This window comes from Streptosporangium sp. DT93 (assembly GCF_049844535.1).
In the GTDB taxonomy this organism is placed as follows: Bacteria; Actinomycetota; Actinomycetes; order Streptosporangiales; family Streptosporangiaceae; genus Streptosporangium.
Genome location: NZ_JBNCLF010000029.1, coordinates 27,588 through 43,398 on the forward strand (window position 1 = coordinate 27,588; position 15,811 = coordinate 43,398).

15 protein-coding genes are annotated in these 15,811 nt (G+C 72.7%); 5 read left to right on the forward strand and 10 right to left on the reverse strand.

Translation table 11 applies throughout. The features are described from left to right. Positions 1–53 precede the first annotated feature (53 nt). The 4 genes from ACLQ2R_RS36970 to ACLQ2R_RS36985 form a co-directional block, all read right to left on the reverse strand. Entirely contained in the window at positions 54–2,090 is a 2,037-nt protein-coding gene (locus ACLQ2R_RS36970; protein ID WP_425966075.1) for a beta-galactosidase, read from the reverse strand. Between the two features lie 61 nt (positions 2,091–2,151). Then, positions 2,152–3,513, reverse strand: a complete 1,362-nt coding sequence (locus ACLQ2R_RS36975) for an ABC transporter substrate-binding protein (protein WP_425966076.1) — start codon at positions 3,511–3,513, stop codon at positions 2,152–2,154. Positions 3,514–3,545: 32 nt separating this feature from the next. Further along, positions 3,546–4,382, reverse strand: coding sequence for a carbohydrate ABC transporter permease (locus tag ACLQ2R_RS36980; RefSeq protein WP_425966077.1), 837 nt, complete (start codon positions 4,380–4,382; stop codon positions 3,546–3,548). After that, positions 4,379–5,290, reverse strand: coding sequence for a carbohydrate ABC transporter permease (locus tag ACLQ2R_RS36985; RefSeq protein WP_425966078.1), 912 nt, complete (start codon positions 5,288–5,290; stop codon positions 4,379–4,381). Before ACLQ2R_RS36985 ends, ACLQ2R_RS36980 begins: the two co-directional genes overlap by 4 nt. A gap of 227 nt (positions 5,291–5,517) precedes the next feature. Here ACLQ2R_RS36985 and ACLQ2R_RS36990 point away from each other — a divergent pair, with 227 nt between their 5' ends. Next, positions 5,518–6,567 carry a LacI family DNA-binding transcriptional regulator gene (locus tag ACLQ2R_RS36990; RefSeq protein ID WP_425966079.1) on the forward strand — a complete coding sequence of 350 codons (1,050 nt, stop codon included), beginning with the start codon at positions 5,518–5,520 and terminating at the stop codon, positions 6,565–6,567. Positions 6,568–6,671: 104 nt separating this feature from the next. On the opposite strand, the gene ACLQ2R_RS36995 is transcribed toward ACLQ2R_RS36990, so the two are convergent. Continuing rightward, positions 6,672–7,409, reverse strand: coding sequence for a YcnI family protein (locus ACLQ2R_RS36995; RefSeq protein WP_425966080.1), 738 nt, complete (start codon positions 7,407–7,409; stop codon positions 6,672–6,674). 70 nt (positions 7,410–7,479) lie between these two features. Next, entirely contained in the window at positions 7,480–8,040 is a 561-nt protein-coding gene (locus ACLQ2R_RS37000) for an MFS transporter (RefSeq protein ID WP_425966081.1), read from the reverse strand. A gap of 104 nt (positions 8,041–8,144) precedes the next feature. On the opposite strand from ACLQ2R_RS37000, the gene ACLQ2R_RS37005 reads away from it, so the two are divergent. Further along, positions 8,145–8,627, forward strand: a complete 483-nt coding sequence (locus tag ACLQ2R_RS37005) for a hypothetical protein (RefSeq protein ID WP_425966082.1) — start codon at positions 8,145–8,147, stop codon at positions 8,625–8,627. A gap of 197 nt (positions 8,628–8,824) precedes the next feature. Here the strand turns inward: ACLQ2R_RS37005 and ACLQ2R_RS37010 are convergent, their stop codons facing one another. Genes ACLQ2R_RS37010 through ACLQ2R_RS37020 form a run of 3 tightly spaced genes read right to left on the reverse strand, consistent with a single transcriptional unit; the run spans position 8,825 to position 11,257 of the window. Then, entirely contained in the window at positions 8,825–9,604 is a 780-nt protein-coding gene (locus ACLQ2R_RS37010) for an ABC transporter ATP-binding protein (RefSeq protein ID WP_425966083.1), read from the reverse strand. Between the two features lie 3 nt (positions 9,605–9,607). Then, on the reverse strand, positions 9,608–10,396 hold the full coding sequence (locus tag ACLQ2R_RS37015) for an ABC transporter permease (RefSeq protein ID WP_425966084.1): 789 nt from the start codon (positions 10,394–10,396) through the stop codon (positions 9,608–9,610). Between the two features lie 48 nt (positions 10,397–10,444). Further along, positions 10,445–11,257 (reverse strand): ABC transporter permease, encoded by an 813-nt coding sequence (locus ACLQ2R_RS37020; protein ID WP_425966085.1) that lies wholly within the window; start codon positions 11,255–11,257, stop codon positions 10,445–10,447. Between the two features lie 235 nt (positions 11,258–11,492). On the opposite strand from ACLQ2R_RS37020, the gene ACLQ2R_RS37025 reads away from it, so the two are divergent. Together ACLQ2R_RS37025 and ACLQ2R_RS37030 are read left to right on the forward strand one after the other, a co-directional pair. Then, positions 11,493–12,554: an alpha/beta hydrolase gene (locus ACLQ2R_RS37025; RefSeq protein WP_425966086.1), complete on the forward strand. Its 1,062-nt coding sequence runs from the start codon at positions 11,493–11,495 to the stop codon at positions 12,552–12,554. A gap of 59 nt (positions 12,555–12,613) precedes the next feature. Beyond that, positions 12,614–13,405, forward strand: coding sequence for a hypothetical protein (locus ACLQ2R_RS37030; protein WP_425966087.1), 792 nt, complete (start codon positions 12,614–12,616; stop codon positions 13,403–13,405). 236 nt (positions 13,406–13,641) lie between these two features. Here ACLQ2R_RS37030 and ACLQ2R_RS37035 read toward each other — a convergent pair whose 3' ends face one another. Beyond that, positions 13,642–13,794 carry a hypothetical protein gene (locus ACLQ2R_RS37035; RefSeq protein ID WP_425966088.1) on the reverse strand — a complete coding sequence of 51 codons (153 nt, stop codon included), beginning with the start codon at positions 13,792–13,794 and terminating at the stop codon, positions 13,642–13,644. Positions 13,795–13,994: 200 nt separating this feature from the next. Here ACLQ2R_RS37035 and ACLQ2R_RS37040 point away from each other — a divergent pair, with 200 nt between their 5' ends. Next, entirely contained in the window at positions 13,995–15,749 is a 1,755-nt protein-coding gene (locus ACLQ2R_RS37040) for a protein kinase domain-containing protein (RefSeq protein WP_425966115.1), read from the forward strand. Positions 15,750–15,811 lie beyond the last annotated feature (62 nt).

The following is a 15,811-nucleotide window of genomic DNA, read 5'->3' on the forward strand; positions in this document are numbered from 1 at the left end:
CCCGGCCGGCGAGCCGTCGTCCGCCGCCGGGGGCCGTTCAGGGCGGGCCGTCGTCAGGGCCTGGCGACGCGCAGCACCACCAGGTCCGTCGCGGGCACCTCGACCCACCCCCCGGCCGCGTACTCGGTGCCGGTGAGCAGGTCGGTGCCGCCCGCGCGCAGCCACGCCGGGGCCGCGGAGTGGTTGAGGGCGAACAGGAAGTCGTGCTCCGGGCCCCGGCGGCGCACCACCTCCAGGCCGGGCGTGGTCTCGGCGGCCGGGAGCACGCCGGCCTCGGCCCGGACGCGGCCGAGCAGCGCGGCCACGGCCTCCGGGTCGAGCCGGGTGGCGACGTACCAGGCCCGGCCCGCGCCGTGGGAGTTGACCGTGACCGCGGGCACCCCGGCGAGCGGGCCGTCGGCGTAGCGGGCCACGGCCGTGGCGGTGGAGGTCTCCAGCAGCTCGGTCCACTCGGTCGCCGTCCACGCGGGCCCGGCGACGTCGGTGTGCACGGTGGCCGTGACGCCCGGCAGCAGCGGGAAGAACTCCTCCGTCCGCACGCCCAGCAGGTCGCGGAAGGCGCCGGGGTAGCCGCCGAGCCGGACGTGGTCGTTCTCGTCGACGATCCCGGAGAAGTACGTCGTGAGCAGGTGGCCGCCCGCCTCGACGTAGCCGGCCAGACGGCGGTTGGTCTCGTCGGTGGTCAGGTGCAGGGTCGGCGCCAGCACCAGCCGGTAGCCGTCCAGATCGGTGCCGACGGGCACCACGTCGACGGGCACGCCCGCCCGCCACAGCGCCTCGTACCAGCCCAGGGCGAGCTCGCGGTAGCGCAGCCGGTCGCTGGGATGGGAGTCCAGCTCGGAGGCCCACCACGACTCCCAGTCGAAGAGGAGGGCGACCTCGCCGACCACGCGGGAGCCGGCGATCTCGGCGAGCGCGGCCAGGTCGCGGCCCAGCCCCGTCACCTCGCGCCAGATCTTGGACCGGGTGCCGGCGTGCGGCACCATGCCCGAGTGGTACTTCTCCGCGCCCGCGCGGGAGGCGCGCCACTGGAAGAAGCAGGCGCCGTCCGCGCCGCGCGCCACGTGCGCCAGGCTGCCCAGCCGCATCGCGCCGGCCGGCCTGGCGACGTTCACCGGCTGCCAGTTCACCGCGCCGGTCGCGTGCTCCATCAGCAGCCACGGCGCGCCGCCCGCCACGCCCCGGGTCAGGTCGGCGGAGAAGGCCAGCTCGATCTCGGGCCGCTCCCTGGCCCTGACGGGATAGTGGTCGTTGGAGACCAGGTCCACGTCGCCCGCCCATGAGGCGTAGTCCATGTTCCTGCTCTCGCCCATGATCATGAAGTTGGTGGTCACCGGGACGTCGGGGGTGATCCGGCGAAGCACGTCGCGCTCGGCGCGGAGCTGGTCGCGCAGCGCGTCCGAGCAGAACCGGGCGAAGTCGAGCTGCTGGGTCGGGTTGACGTACGAGGCGGCCAGGCGCGGGGGCAGGATCTCCTCCCAGTCGGAGTAGACCTGGCTCCAGAAGTCGGTGCCCCAGGCCGCGTTGAGGCCCTCCAGGCTCCTGTGCCGCTCGCGCAGCCAGACCCGGAACGCCGCCGCGGAGACGTCGCAGTGGCAGCGGGCGTTGTGGCAGCCCAGCTCGTTGGAGACGTGCCACAGGGCCAGGGCGGGGTGGTCCCCGTAGCGCAGGGCCATCTCCTCGGTCAGCCGCAGCGCGTGCTCGCGGTAGACCGGCGAGCTGGGACACCACGCCTGGCGCCCGCCGTGGTGCAGGCGCCGCCCCTCGTGGTCCACCGGCAGGACCTCGGGGTGGGCGTGGGTCAGCCACGGCGGGGGAGAGGCGGTGGCCGTCGCCAGGTCGACGGCGACACCGCCCTCGTGGAGCAGGTCCAGGACCCGGTCCAGCCAGCCGAAGTCCCACCGGTCCGGTGCGGGCTGGAGCCGGGCCCAGGAGAAGATCGCGACGCTGACCAGGTTGACCCCGGCCTCCCGCATCAGGCGGACGTCCTCGTGCCAGACCTCCTCGGGCCACTGCTCGGGGTTGTAGTCGGCCCCGTAGGCCAGGCCGGTGGGCCGGGGCCAGCGGATCCAGCGCTGCGGCATGTCCATCCTTCTGATGATATTTCTGGATTCCCGGGGGTGGGCCGGGACGCGGGAACGGGGTGCGGGGTCAGGAACCGGAGACCGTGAAGCCCTGCTGCTGAGCGTAGGTGGAGATCTGCCGCTGCCACGCGGTCAGGGCCGCGCCCAGGTCGGTGCCGCCGGCGATCGCCTGGCCCACGCTGTCCTTGAAGACGCTGTTGGCGTACACCTGGAACGGCAGGTACTGCCAGCCCGTGCCCACCTGGGCGGCACCCTCGGCGAACACCTTGTTGGCCTGCTGGTCACCCAGGACCGGGATCTTCGCGTCGAGGAACTCGGGGCTCTCCAGCAGCTCCCTGGTCGCGGGGAACAGGCCGGAGGCGGTGTTCAGCGACCTGATCGCCTCGGGGTCGCTGTTCAGCCACCGGGCGAAGCCCACGGCCGCGAGCGGCTTCTTGCTCTGCGCGAGCACGGACACGCCCGAGCCGCCGTTCTCGGCGTTCGCCGGCGCGGAGGCGTCCCAGACGGGCATGGGCGCGGCGCGCCACTTGCCCTTGGACTGCGGGATCGTGCTCTCGATGGCGCCGGGCGCCCAGGCCCCCGCCATCCACATCGCGTACTTGCCGCTCGCCATGTCCTTCCACCACGCGTCGTTCCAGCCGGCCACCGGGTCGACGAGCTTGTCCCTGGTCAGCCTCGACCACATCTCGGCCCAGCGCTTGCCGCCCTCGTCCAGGAAGTTGATCCGGGTGGTGGTGGCGTTCTCGATGGCGAACGGCCGCCCGCCCGCCTGCCAGATCAGGCTGTCGACGCCGCCCGCGTCACTGGGGTCGAGGCTGGTGATGAAGTTGGCGGGATCGTCCTTCTTGATCTTCTCGGCGGCGGCGACGAACTCGTCCCAGGTCTTCGGCGGCTCCAGCTTCAGCCGGTCGAAGACGTCGGTGCGGTAGAACATCGCCATCGGGCCGGTGTCCTGCGGGATCGCGTAGACGCCGCCGTTGACGTTGACCTGTTCCCAGGCCGAGGGGCTGAACTTCTCCTTGAGGCCGGCCGCGCCGTAGGCGTTGAGGTCGACCACGGCCTTGGAGAGCGCGAACTGCGGCAGCGCGAAGTACTCGAGCTGCGCCACGTCCGGCGCCCCGCTGCCGGCCTTCACCGCCGACTGGAGCTTGGTGTAGTGGGTGGCGCCCTGCCCGGCGTTGACCAGTTCGATCTTGACCTTGGGGTACTTCTGCTGGAACAGCGCCACCGTCTTGTCGATGTTGGGCACCCACGACCAGAACGTCAGCGTGGTGTCGGTCTGCAGGGCCTTGTCGATGTCGGCGGCGCCGGTGCTCGCCCCGGCCGCCGGAGCGCCGGAGGGCGGGACGGGCGAGCCGCCGCAGGCGGCCAGGGTGAGCAGGGAGAGGCAGAGCGCGGTGGCCGAGGCCGCCCGCGTGGTGGGACGCACGATGAAACCTCCGGAGGCGGTGATGAGGGGTGCTACTTGACGGCGCCGGCCGACAGGCCGGACTGCCAGTAACGCTGGAGGAGGAGGAAGGACACGACGAGCGGGACGATCGCGACGAGCGACCCGGTGAGCACCAGGTTGTAGACGGCCTGACCGCCCGCAGCGCTGCCCGCCTGGCTGTTCCACTGGTTCAGCCCGACGGTCAGCGGGTACCAGGCCGGATCGCTCAGCACGATCAACGGCAGGAAGTAGTTGTTCCAGGTGGCGACGAGGGTGAACAGCAGCACGGTCACCAGGCCCGGCCGCAGCAGGCGCAGCGAGATGGACAGGAAGATGCGCAGCTCCCCGGCCCCGTCCAGCCGGGCCGCCTCCATCATCGAGGTCGGCACCGCGTCGGCGGCGTAGACGCGCATCAGGTAGAGGCCGAACGGGCTGGCCAGCGCCGGGATCAGCACCGCCCACGGCGTGTTCACCAGGCCCAGCCGGGTGAACAGCAGGAACGTCGGAACGGCGAGCGCGGTGGTGGGCACCGTGATCGCGCCCAGCACGACGGCGAACAGCACCCGCGACCCGGGGAAGTCGTACTTGGCCAGGGCGTAGCCGCCCAGGGCCGCGATCACGGTGGCGCCGCCCGCCCCGGCGACCGCGTAGAGCACGGTGTTGAGGAACCAGCGGCCGTAGACGCCGTCCTGGTAGGCGAAGACCTGGCGGACGTTGTCGACGAGGGCGAAGTCGTCGGCGAACCACAGGCCGAAGCTGTCGAACAACCCGGCGTTGGTCTTGGTCGCGCTGAAGAACAACCAGACCAGCGGGAGCAGGCAGTACAGCAGCATCGCCAGCATCGGGACCGTGAGCACGGCGCGCTTCACGACAGGCGCTCCCTTCGGGCGGTGACCAGTTGCACGGCGTAGGCCACGACGATGGTCACGCCGCCGAGCACCACGGCGACCGCGGCGGAGTAGTTGTACTGCTGGCCGTTGAAGGCCAGGTTGTAGGCGTACATGTTGGGCGTGTAGTACGTGGTGATCTCCGCCGGGGCCAGCGTGGTCAGCACGTTCGGCTCGTTGAAGAGCTGGAAGCTGCCGATGATCGAGAAGATCGAGGCGAGCAGCAGGGCCGGGCGCAGCGCGGGCAGCTTGATGCTGACCGCCTTGCGGATCTCGCCGGCGCCGTCGATCGCCGCCGCCTCGTACAGCTCGACGGGGACCGCGCGCAGCGCGGCGTAGAGGATCAGCACGTTGTAGCCGGTCCACTCCCAGGTGACGATGTTGCCGATCGAGGCGAGGATCCACGAGCCCGACAGCGCCTGGCCGCCCAGCAGGCCGAACTCGTCGCCGTAGAGGTAGCCCCACATCAGGGCGGCGACCACGCTCGGGACCGCGTACGGCACGAAGACCCCGAGGCGGTAGGCGCCGGCGAAGCGGAGCCACCCGCTGTCCAGCGCGAGCGCCACCAGCAGGGCGAGCGCGAGCATGACCGGGACCTGCACCGCCAGGAACAGCGCCACCCGCAGCAGGCCGACGTGGAAGAGCCGGTCCTGGAAGGCGGCGGCGTAGTTGGCCAGGCCGACGAAGACGTTCCCGCCGACCAGCCGGTCCTGGAAGAGGCTCAGGTAGAGGGCGTAGAACAGCGGCGTCACGATCGCGAACAGGAAGACGACGCAGAACGGGGCGACGAAGGCCCAGCCCACCCAGGGGCGTCGTACGGAGCTGTGGCGCCGGCGCGTCCGGGGGGTCGCGGGCCGTGCCGCCCTCGCGCCGAGGGGCGTGTCTGTCATATGACGTCTGCCCTCCTTGTCCATGTTAGCGCTGCCATGGCTGCACGGCATGAGCATCACAGTGAGCGATCGGGCGCGTCAAGAGATTGCCGACGTGAGCAGGAAACGTTTCCGTAACACGAACTCGCCGCTGTCGGGCACCGGGGCGCTAGTGTGTTAGCGCTGCCACAGCTCGGTCGGGGAACCGCGGCGACGTGACACCATTCTGCGGGGAGAGGGGAGGTCGGGTGACGGCGGTCGACGACGGATCACGGGCCGGCAGGGGACGCGGCCACGGCGCTCCGTCCATGGCGGACGTGGCCCGGCTGGCCGGGGTGTCGCCCCAGACGGTCTCCCGGGTGGCCAACAACCGCACCAACGTGGAGGACGCCACCAGGGAGCGGGTCCTGAGCGCGATGCGGGCGCTGGGGTACCAGCCCAACAGCGCCGCCCGCGCGCTGGCCACCGGCAGGTTCGGCACCATCGGGGTGATCAGCTTCACGCTCAGCCGGTACGGCAACGTCCGCACCCTGGACGGCATCGCCACCGCGGCCCGCGCCGCCGGCTTCTCCATCAACCTCGTCGGGGTCACCGCCCCCACCCACCAGGAGTTCCGGGACGCCTTCACCAGGCTCAGCACCCAGGCGATCGACGGAGTGGTGATCATCGAGTCCGAGGTGCTCGACATGCGGACGCTGCGTCTGCCGCCGGGCGTGCCCGTCGTGCTGTCGGACGGCTACGGCGGCCACAGCTACCCCGTGGTCGACTCCGACCAGGCGGCCGGAGCGCGCCTGGCCACCGAGCACCTGCTCGGCCTCGGCCACCCCACCGTCTGGCACGTGGCCGGCCCGCACGACTCCAACTCCGCCCGGCACCGCCACGCCTCCTGGCGCCAGACCCTGGAACGTGCCGGGCGGCCGGTCCCCCAGGTGCTCTTCGGCGACTGGACCGCCGACTCGGGCCACCTGGTCGGCGGCTATCTGGCCCGGCGGCCCGAGGTGAGCGCCGTCTTCGCCGCCAACGACCAGATGGCCCTGGGTGTGATGCGCGCCATGCACGAGGCGGGCCGCGCGGTCCCCGGCGACGTCAGCGTGGTCGGCTTCGACGACATGCCGGAGTCCGCCTACTTCTGGCCCGGCCTGACCTCGATCCGGCAGGACTTCGACCGCAACGGCCAGCTCTGCGTGGACATCCTGCTGGAGCAGATCCGCACCCGGGCCGAGGCCCCGGGCCAGACGCACCTGGTCCCGGTGGAACTGGTCGTCCGCGGCAGCTCCGGCCCCTGGCGGGGCCGCTGACGTGAGCCGCCGCGGGCGACCGGGGGAGCGGGCAGGGGGCGGTCCGGGACCCGATCACGCGAGGTGATCGGGACGGCCGGGGCGGGCGGGAGGCGAGGGGCGGCTCAGGAGGCGCGGCCGCGGCGCAGGCCGAGCGCCCCGATCGCGACCCCGGCCAGCCCGAGCACCAGGCCGGCCCCGCCGAGCAGGCGGGCGGTGCCGTCCTCCCCCTGGGAGGAGGCGGCGGGCGCCACCGAGGGGGCGGCCACGGCGGCCGAGGGCACCGCCGACGACGAGGGTGCCGTCGTGGGGGAGGCGTCCTCGGCGGCGGGCGTGAGGGTGAGCACCGGGGCGGGGTGCTCGGGCTCGGAGCCGTCGGTCGTGGGCTCGTCGTCCCACCGGACGACCTCGCCGCCGCTGTAGGTCTGCACCGCGGGGAAGGTCAGCCGGTCGGTGTCGGTGGGCAGCGCGCCCATCGAGACCTCGAACTCCTGGAACTGGCCGGGGGCGATCTTCCCGCCCGACCAGGTGACCCTGGTGACCGCCTCGGTGAGCTCTCCGTACTCGGTGGTGACCGGCTTGGGCAGCTTGCCCTCGACCACCTTGACGTCCCAGCCGGGGACCGGCTTGACCGAGACGAACGCCAGCGGGTGGTCGGAGGGGAAGATCACCTCCAGTTTGGTCGTGGAGGCGTCGTCGCGCTCGTTCGGCACCCGGAAGGCGACCTTGGTGAAACCGCCCTGCTGGGCACTGGAGGGGTTGATGGTGACGTGCGCCAGGGCGGGCAGGGCGAGCCCCAGGGTCAGGGCGGTGGCACCGGCGGTGACGGCGGCCAGGCGGCGGCAGGCACGGGAAAACGACATGGTGGATCTCCACTTCGGCGACGCGGGAGACCGGAAGGGGATCCGGTCGCGGACGAACTTCTGGGCCGGTTCAGCCGGTGGGCAGTGGAGGACCACGCCGGCTGACACAGTGACGCAGGACGGTTCGTACGACACGGGAGGCGTCGTGAGGACGCGCGCGCGGGGTCCCGTCCCCCGCCGGGGGACGGGGCGCGGAGAGCGTCGCGAGCCCGAGCAGCGCGCCGAGGCGGTGGGCGGCCGAGCGCAGCAGCGCCCACAGCACGGTCTCGCCGCGGGCCAGCCACCAGCCGGTGATCAGCGTCGCGGTGAGGTGCGCCAGGAGCATGCCCAGGCTCTCGCCCAGCCCGCCGCCGTGCGCGTGCCAGTGCGGCGGCGCGGCGGGGTCGCTCAGCGCGAACAGCTCGTGCGACGACAGCTGGAGCACCGACAGGCCGACGCTGATCGTCGGAGTGGACCGCTCGCGCCCGGCGAGCGGCACGGCCACCGCCATGACCGCCGACCCGCCGGCGGCCACCGCCCACACGGCGGGTATGGAACCGCCCGCGACCGCGTGGCCGAGGACGGCGAGCGTCGTGCAGACGGCCGAGAAGGCGGCCGCGCGCAGGAGTCGCAGGGGTGGCCGGGCACGCATGGTGAGCCATATGTTCTCACGTCCCCGGCCCCCTGCCACCGGTGGGTTTTTGCCGCTATCGTGGCCGCGACCGCGACTCGTCCCTCAGGACCGGGGTGGTAGGCATGCGGCACGTGCTTGGACTTCTCACCGGCCTGGTCGTGACGGCGGTGCTGCTGCCGGGAGCCGGCTGGGCCGTGACGGAGGCGGGCACCGCCCTCTTCCTCCCGGGTGCGGACCCGCCTTCCGCCTGGCCGGAGAGCGGGCCGTCGACCTGGGTCACCCTGGGGGTGATGGCCGGGATCGGGCTGGTGGTCGGGCTGGTGGTCGCCGGTCGCGCCTCACCGCTGGCCACCTTCGTCCCCTCGATGGTCCTGCTCGCCTGGAGCGTGGTCTACGCCCTGGACGCGCGCCGCGCCATCGCCCTCGCCCCCGCGGACCCGGCCCTGCCCGAGGTGATCGTGCAGGCCGGGCGCGGCATGGGGGTGCTGCTGGCCACCGGGGTCTACACCCTGCTCGGGGTCATGCTCTTCCTGCCGGCGCTGATGCCCTCCCGCTGGTCGTCCCGGCCGCACGACGAGGAGGAGTACGCCGACGAGGAGTACTGACCGGGGCGGCGTCCCCGCACGGGCCCGGTCACTCCCGCGCGGGGACGCCGGCCGCCGATCCGCCGGAGCGCCGCTCCAGGTCGGCGCGCGCCCATGACGTCCTGCGCGGCGCGCTTAATGGAATGATCGGTCGCCCCGTGCCCGATCCGTCGCGCGGAGAGCACGTCGGTGAACGCTCGCCGGTTCCGGCGGGGTCGTCAGTGACCGGTTACCGGTTCCGGCGGGCCGGAGCCGGCGTAGAGGCGGGCGACCACGTCCTCCATGGACTCCGCCCCGGGGGCGGTGGCGCGCAGGGCGTCGAGGGTGCCGTCGAAGGCCAGGGTGCCGTGGTCGATCAGTATCACCCGGCGGCAGAGCTTCTCGATGTCACCCAGGTCGTGGGTGGTGAGCAGGACGGTGGTGCCGCGCTCGGCGTTGAGACGGCGCAGGAAGTCGCGCATGGCGACCTTGCTGACCACGTCCAGCCCGATCGTGGGCTCGTCGAGCACCAGGACGGCCGGGTCGTGCAGGAGTGCGGCGGTGATGTCGCCGCGCATCCGCTGGCCCAGGCTGAGCTGGCGGACCGGCGTGGTCAGGAACCCGCCCAGCCCGAGCAGCCCGGTGAGCTCGTCCAGCCTGCGCTGGAAATCCTGTTGATCTACTTTGTAAAGGTGACGGATCAGCTGAAAGCTGTCCCGTAGCGGCAGGTCCCACCACAGGGTGGTCCGCTGGCCGAACACCACCCCGATCCTGCGGGCCAGTGCGACCCGGCGGTGCGCCGGGTCGAGCCCGGCCACCCGGATGCTCCCCGAGGTGGGCGCCAGGATCCCGGTGAGCATCTTGATCGTCGTGGACTTGCCGGCGCCGTTGGGGCCGAGGTAGCCGACGAACTCCCCGGCCCCGACGGTGAACGACAGCTCCCGTACGGCGTGCACGGTCTTCCTGCTCCCGCGGCGGCCCACGGTGAACGAGCGGCCGACCCGGTCGAGTTCGATCATGTGTCAACTTCCCGTCGAGCGGTAGCGGCGGATGCCCGCCCGCCAGGCGAGGGCGGCGACGGCGGACAGGGCGACGGCCGCCAGGGGCGAGGCGAAGCGGAGCCAGTGGGGCAGGCCGAGGGGGTCGGCGCGATCCAGCACGAACAGCGCGGGCTGCCAGTTCACGAACGCCAGCGGCACCGTGAAGGTGACGGCCCGCACGAGCTCGGAGCCGTACACGCTCAGCGGGTACTGGGTGAGGGTGACGCCGCCGTAGGTGAAGGCGTTGGCCACCTCGGGGGCGTCGGTCAGCAGGAACTGCACGGCTCCGCCGAGGGTGAAGACCGCGGTGAAGATGACGGTCCCGCACACGACCATCGGCGGGATCATCCAGGCCCGCTCCCAGGGCGGGCCGAGCGCGGACACCGCCATGCCCAGGACGACGGCGGCCTGGAGCGTCCTGCCGAAGCGGTGCACGCCGAAGCGGTCGACGGCCATCTGCACGAACGCGCTCGCCGGGCGGATCAGCATGGTGTCGAAGTCGCCGGTCCTGATGTGCCTGCTGAGCCGGTCGACGTTGCCGAAGAGCATGTCGGCCAGGGCGAAGGACAGGCCGGCGGTGCCGTACAGGAACATCACCTCGGCCAGGTCGAAGCCGCCCAGCGAGGCGGTGTGCTCGAAGATCACCCAGATCGCCACCACGTCGAGCGCGTTGACCACGAGCGAGCCCAGCATCATCATGACCAGCGGCCCCGGGTACTGCGCCGAGGCCCTCAGCCAGGTCCAGGCCAGCAGGAGGTAGATCCTCACCATCGGGGGCCCCCGGCAGGTGTCCCGGCGGACGTCCCGGGACGGTCGTGGTCAGCCACCCTGGATCACCACCTTCCTGCGGGCGGCGGCGGTGGCCAGGGCCCCCAGGAGCATCAGGGCCACCACCCAGGCGGCCTGGAACGCCAGCGCGTCCAGGACGTCCCGCTTGCCCAGGTAGAGGTCGGCGGGAACCTGCACCATGGCGGACCAGGGGAGGACGGCGGCCACGGTCCCGAGCCAGCCGGGGAAGAGGTTCAGCGGCAGGATCATGCCGCTGAAGAAGAGCGTCATGACCAGCGAGATGGACTGCACGCCCCGGTCGTCGAGCACCCAGCAGGACGACAGCGCGACCAGGTAGCGCAGGGAGAAGCTGACGAGCACCCCGAGCAGGCACCCGGCCGTGAAGGCCGCCCAGGTCGCCGGGGCGGCCGGGACCACGAACCCGAACAGGGCCGCGCCGACGAACGTCGGGGGCAGGCTGCGCAGCAGGACGAGGTAGGCGGCCCGGCCGAGGTCGTCGGCGAGGCACCACAGCTGCAGGGACGCCGGGCGGACCAGGTCGAGGGCGACGTCCCCGCTGCGCACGCGCTCGGACAGCTCCAGGCCGCCCCCGAAGACCTGCATCGGGCCGATGAAGGCCTGGCTGAGGAAGCAGAAGGTGACGGCGTCGAGGACGTCGTACCCGGCGAGGCCCGGCCGGGCCTGCCAGAGGGCGATCAGGACGTAGGCGCGGAGGATGCCGAAGACCGTGTTGGTGAAGGCTCCGGCGACGGCGGCGGCACGGTAGGCGGAGTGGCGGCGGAAGCCGTACCCGGCGATGCGCGCGTAGAGCAGGAAGACTGCCTCCCGGTGGGGCGTGAACAACCGTCCCATCTTCCTGGGTGCCCTGGTCGCGGGCAACGGGTTTTCGATCCCCGGCGCCGTGGGCGAGGGGCCGGCGGCGCCTCCCAGGATGCTCGGGCGTCTCTCCCGGCATCCTCGGGCGTCCTTCCCGGCGTTCCCCGAAGCCTTGCCCGGCATACCTCCGGAGCCTCGACCGGCATACCTACTGGCCGGTAGAAAAACCTCTGGCGGGGAATATCTCCTCAAGGAGGTCCCCATGCGCGACGAGATCGATGTGGACGTCACCCCGGCCTACCCCTTCAGCTGGCAGGCGGCGGCCCTCAACGCGATCATGCGCGGTACCTTCAAACCCGCCTCCGGCCTGCTGCTCAGGACCGACCTGGGGTTCCTCGCGGCCTCCCGGATCACCGCGCTGGCGGGCCGGGTCCCGCTCCGGCTCCCCGTCCACGTCCGGGTGACGCCCGCCGCCGTTCCCTGCCCGGGTGAGTGGGTACGCGCGGGACAGGAGCTCGACGAGAGCAAGGTCCTGCTCTACTTCCACGGCGGCGGGTACTTCTCCTGCTCCCCGGCCACCCACCGGCCGATCACCTGGCGGCTGTCGGCCGCGACACGGCGCCCGGTGCTGGCCGTCGACTACCGCCAGGGCCCGGTGCACCGGCCCGCCGAGGCCCTGCAGGACGCGATCGCCGCCTACCTGTGCCTGCTGGAGAACGGCCACCGGCCGGCCGATGTGGTCCTCGCCGGGGACTCCGCCGGCGGCCACCTCACCCTGGTCACGCTCCTGGCGCTCCGCGACCGGGGGCTGCCGGTGCCGGCCGCCGCCGTGTGCCTGTCGCCGTGGGCCGATCTCACCGGCGACCCCCGCACGGTCAACCGGCTGCTGGACCCGATGATCTCGGCCGGCCGCGTCGAGTGGCTCGCCCGCCGCTGGACCTCCGGCCGCGACCCCCGCGACCCCCTGCTCTCGCCGGTGCTCGGCGACTACACCGGTCTGCCCCCGCTGATGGTCGTCACCGGCTCCACCGAGGTCCTGCGCGACGAGGGCCGCCGGGTGGCGGAGCGGGCCCGCGCGGCCGGGGTGCCGGTCACGTACGAGGAGTGGGCCCGCATGCCGCACGTCTTCGCGATCCTGGCCGACCTCGTCCCGGAGGCGCGCCAGGTCTACGCGCACATCGCCAGGTTCGTCACCGCCGCCCAGAACCTGTCGTCGATCCCGAAGGTCGCCCAGGACCCACCGCCGGAGGGCTCACGGGCGGAGCCCTCCGCCGGTGAGTTCCCGTCCCCGGTGTCCTCCGCCCGGCGCGACTCCGCCGCCTAGGGTCTGTCTCGAAGACGGGTGAGCCGGTCGTCGACGGCGGCGTGGCGGACGGTCGTTCCGTGGCGGACGGCGAGTCCGCCGAAGCGGGTCGCGATGCCGCGGTGACGCCTGACGGGGCGCCCGCCCTGCTCGCCCAGGCCCTGCGCCGAGACGTCCCTTGGACGGGCACCGGAGAAGTGAGTACCGTGAGGCCGGTGCCCCGAACCTCTCTTCTGGCCGCCGCGCTCACGCTGTCGGCCTGCCTCGCGAACGCCTCCGTGGTGAACGCGTCCTCATCGTCGACCCAGGCGTCGGCGGGTCCCGCCCACGCATCGACGTCAGCCGGAACGGGCCTGCTACAGGGCCCGCAAACCCTGGTCACGTCCAAGCAGACGGCCATCAACAAGATCAAAACCCTGCTGACGACATTCTTCACCGATCAGCAACTGTCCAGGATCCTGGATGAACTGGCGGAGGACGTCTACGCCGGCAAGCCTTTCAAGGAATCCTTCGGCACCCTCGTCGCCCCGGGTGGTCTCACCCAAGGTCAACTGGCGATCCTGGTGAAACTGGGCGGCTCGCAGACCGGGTCGGCCTCCGGGGTTCCGCTGACAAAGGCCCTCGCAGTTCTTTCCCGTAAATTCGAACCACATTACAATGACATGAGCAAGAAGATTTTTGCGATGAAGAGCAGTCCGAAGACGAAAGCGGACTGTTTCAATCAGGTTTACGTGATGGTGACCGGCCATCTCACCAAAGCCAATGTCGCGCCGGTTCTGACCGGCATCAAGAGCGGCCTGACGTCGAAGGAATGGCAGTCCATGAGGACTCATGGCGCGACGCTGTTCCTTTGGAGCAGGTACGGGTTGTAGGCCGCCCGGTCCGCGCCGGCCGAAGTGACGGTCGTCCAGGCGCGCCGGAGGAGCCGGCGAGGCGGTTCGGTGCTCCACGGAGCGGCCGAGCCGCTCCGGCGACCTCGTCGCCGATCCGCACCTACGGCGTTCCTGGACCCGTACACCCCTCATCCACCGCGGCACCGCGACCCGCTCCGGCGAACTCGCCGTCCGCCACGAAGCGACCGTCCACCTCGCAGCCGTCGACGACCGGTTCACCCGCCTTCGAGACAGGTCCCCGCGCCGTGACCGTTGACGTCGTCGGCCGAGTCCACGCCGGTCGAGTCCACACCGGCCGCCTGCCACACCCACCGGGCCGAGCGGGCACCGCTCCCCGGTGCGGGGCCGGGCGACTTCCCGCCGGTCACGGCCTTCCGTCCTGTCCCAGGGGGCATCCTCCGCCCCGGGGATGCCTTACCCGGAGGGATCATTGGCCTTACCTCTTCATATCCCTTCTGGCCTGTCGGGAGCGAACGACACCGGGATCCCGTCACAGTGTGCTTGCAGTGGCCCGCGCACGAGAGGCTCAACGAGGATGGCACGTGGGGGAACAGGTCCCGTGAACGGCATGCCGCCCGGTGTGCGGCCGCTGACGGTCGGGGACCCGGTCGTCATCGGCAGTTACCTGCTGCTCGGCCGGCTCGGCGTGGGCGGCATGGGCGTCGTCTACCTGGCCGAGCATCCGCAGGGCGGGGTGGTGGCGCTCAAGACGCCACATCCCGTACATCTCAACGATGCCACGCTTCGCGCTCGTTTCGCCGAGGAAGTGAGATTCTCCCGGCGGGTGGTGCCCTTCTGCACCGCGGCGGTGGTCGAGGACGGCACCGACGGGGACCGCCCCTACCTGGTGTCGGAGTACGTGCCGGGACCCGCGCTCTCCCAGGTGGTCTCCACGCACGGCCCGCTCACCCCCGACCTGGCCTACGGCGTCGCCCTGGGGGTCGCGGGCGCGCTGGTGGCGGTGCACGAGGCGGGGCTGGTCCACCGCGACCTGAAGCCGGCCAACGTGCTGCTGTCGCACACCGGCCCCCGGGTGATCGACTTCGGGATCGCCAGGGACGTCGACGTCCACGGCGCGCACACCCAGGCGGGACAGGTCATGGGCAGCCCCGGCTGGGTCGCGCCGGAGCGGCTCACCGGAGGGCTCGCGCTGCCCGCCTCCGACGTCTTCGCCTGGGGCTGCCTGATCGCCTACGCGGCCACCGGCCACCATCCCTTCGGCGCCGGCGAGACGGACGTGCTGACCCGGCGCATCCTGGTCGAGCCGCCCCGGACGGCCTCGGTCCCCGCGCTGCTGCGCCCGGCGGTGGAGGCGTCCCTGGCCAAGGACCCGGCCGACCGGCCCGCGGCCGCCGACCTGCTCGGCGCGCTGCTCGCCGCGGGCGGGGTGGGCGACCCGTGGGACCCGCGCGAGGCGGTCGCCGAGGTGCTGGCGGAGATCTGGACGCCGGTGCCGTACACGCCGGTGAGGGGGCGGCTCGCGGCCGGAGCCGCGCCGCCCGCGCCGTCCTGGTCGTCGGAACCGTCCATGCCGTCCCTGTCGTCGCCGTCGTCCCTGTCGTCGCCGTCGCTGTCGGCGTGGTCCTCACCGGTGCACCCCTCGCCGGCCGGGCGCCCGTCCTCGGTGCACGACGAGCCCTCGGTCCCGGCGGAGATCGCCCGGCGTCCTCGCCGGGCCACCTCGCGCGGGGTCGCGTACCTTCCGCAGGCCGGGTTCGCGGCCCTGGCCACGATCTCCATGGCGGCGGTGACCGTGGTGGCGGCGACCGGCGGCGGTGGTGGGACGGGCTCCTTCGGCGGCTTCGGGGCCCCCGGGCGGGTGCCGGTGGTCGTCCCGGCCGAGACGCCCTCCGGCCCCGCGCTCCCCGGCCGCACCCGGCCGCCCGACGGCACCGACGGCACCGACGGCAGGGTGCGGACGCCCTCCCCGGCCACCCCCTCCACCGTGCGGGTCACCACCACCCGGACCGTTCCACCGCCCGGCGAGGACGGAGTGGACGGCGGGAACGGCGAGGACGGCGGGAACGGCGAGGACGGCGGGAACGGCGCGGAGAGCGAGGAGCGTCCCTCGGAGCGTCCGCGCGGCCCCGGCGACCCGCGCGGCGACGGCGATCCGCCGCGCGACTGCGCGGACACCACCGCCAGAGGCAGGGGCGGGCCCGGCGGCTGCCCCACGGGAACGAGCGGGCCCCGGCCCTCGTTCACCCAGATCCCCCAGACCGGCGACGGGGAGAGCCCGTCCCCGACACCGACCGCCCCCGCCCCGTCGGGGACGACCATCACCCCCGACCCGAGCCCCGGCCCCTCGCTGCAGATCGGCTGACCGGCCCGCTCCGGGTGCCTCACGGCCGGTGCCGGCGCATCGGTTACAGTGAGCGCCGCGGA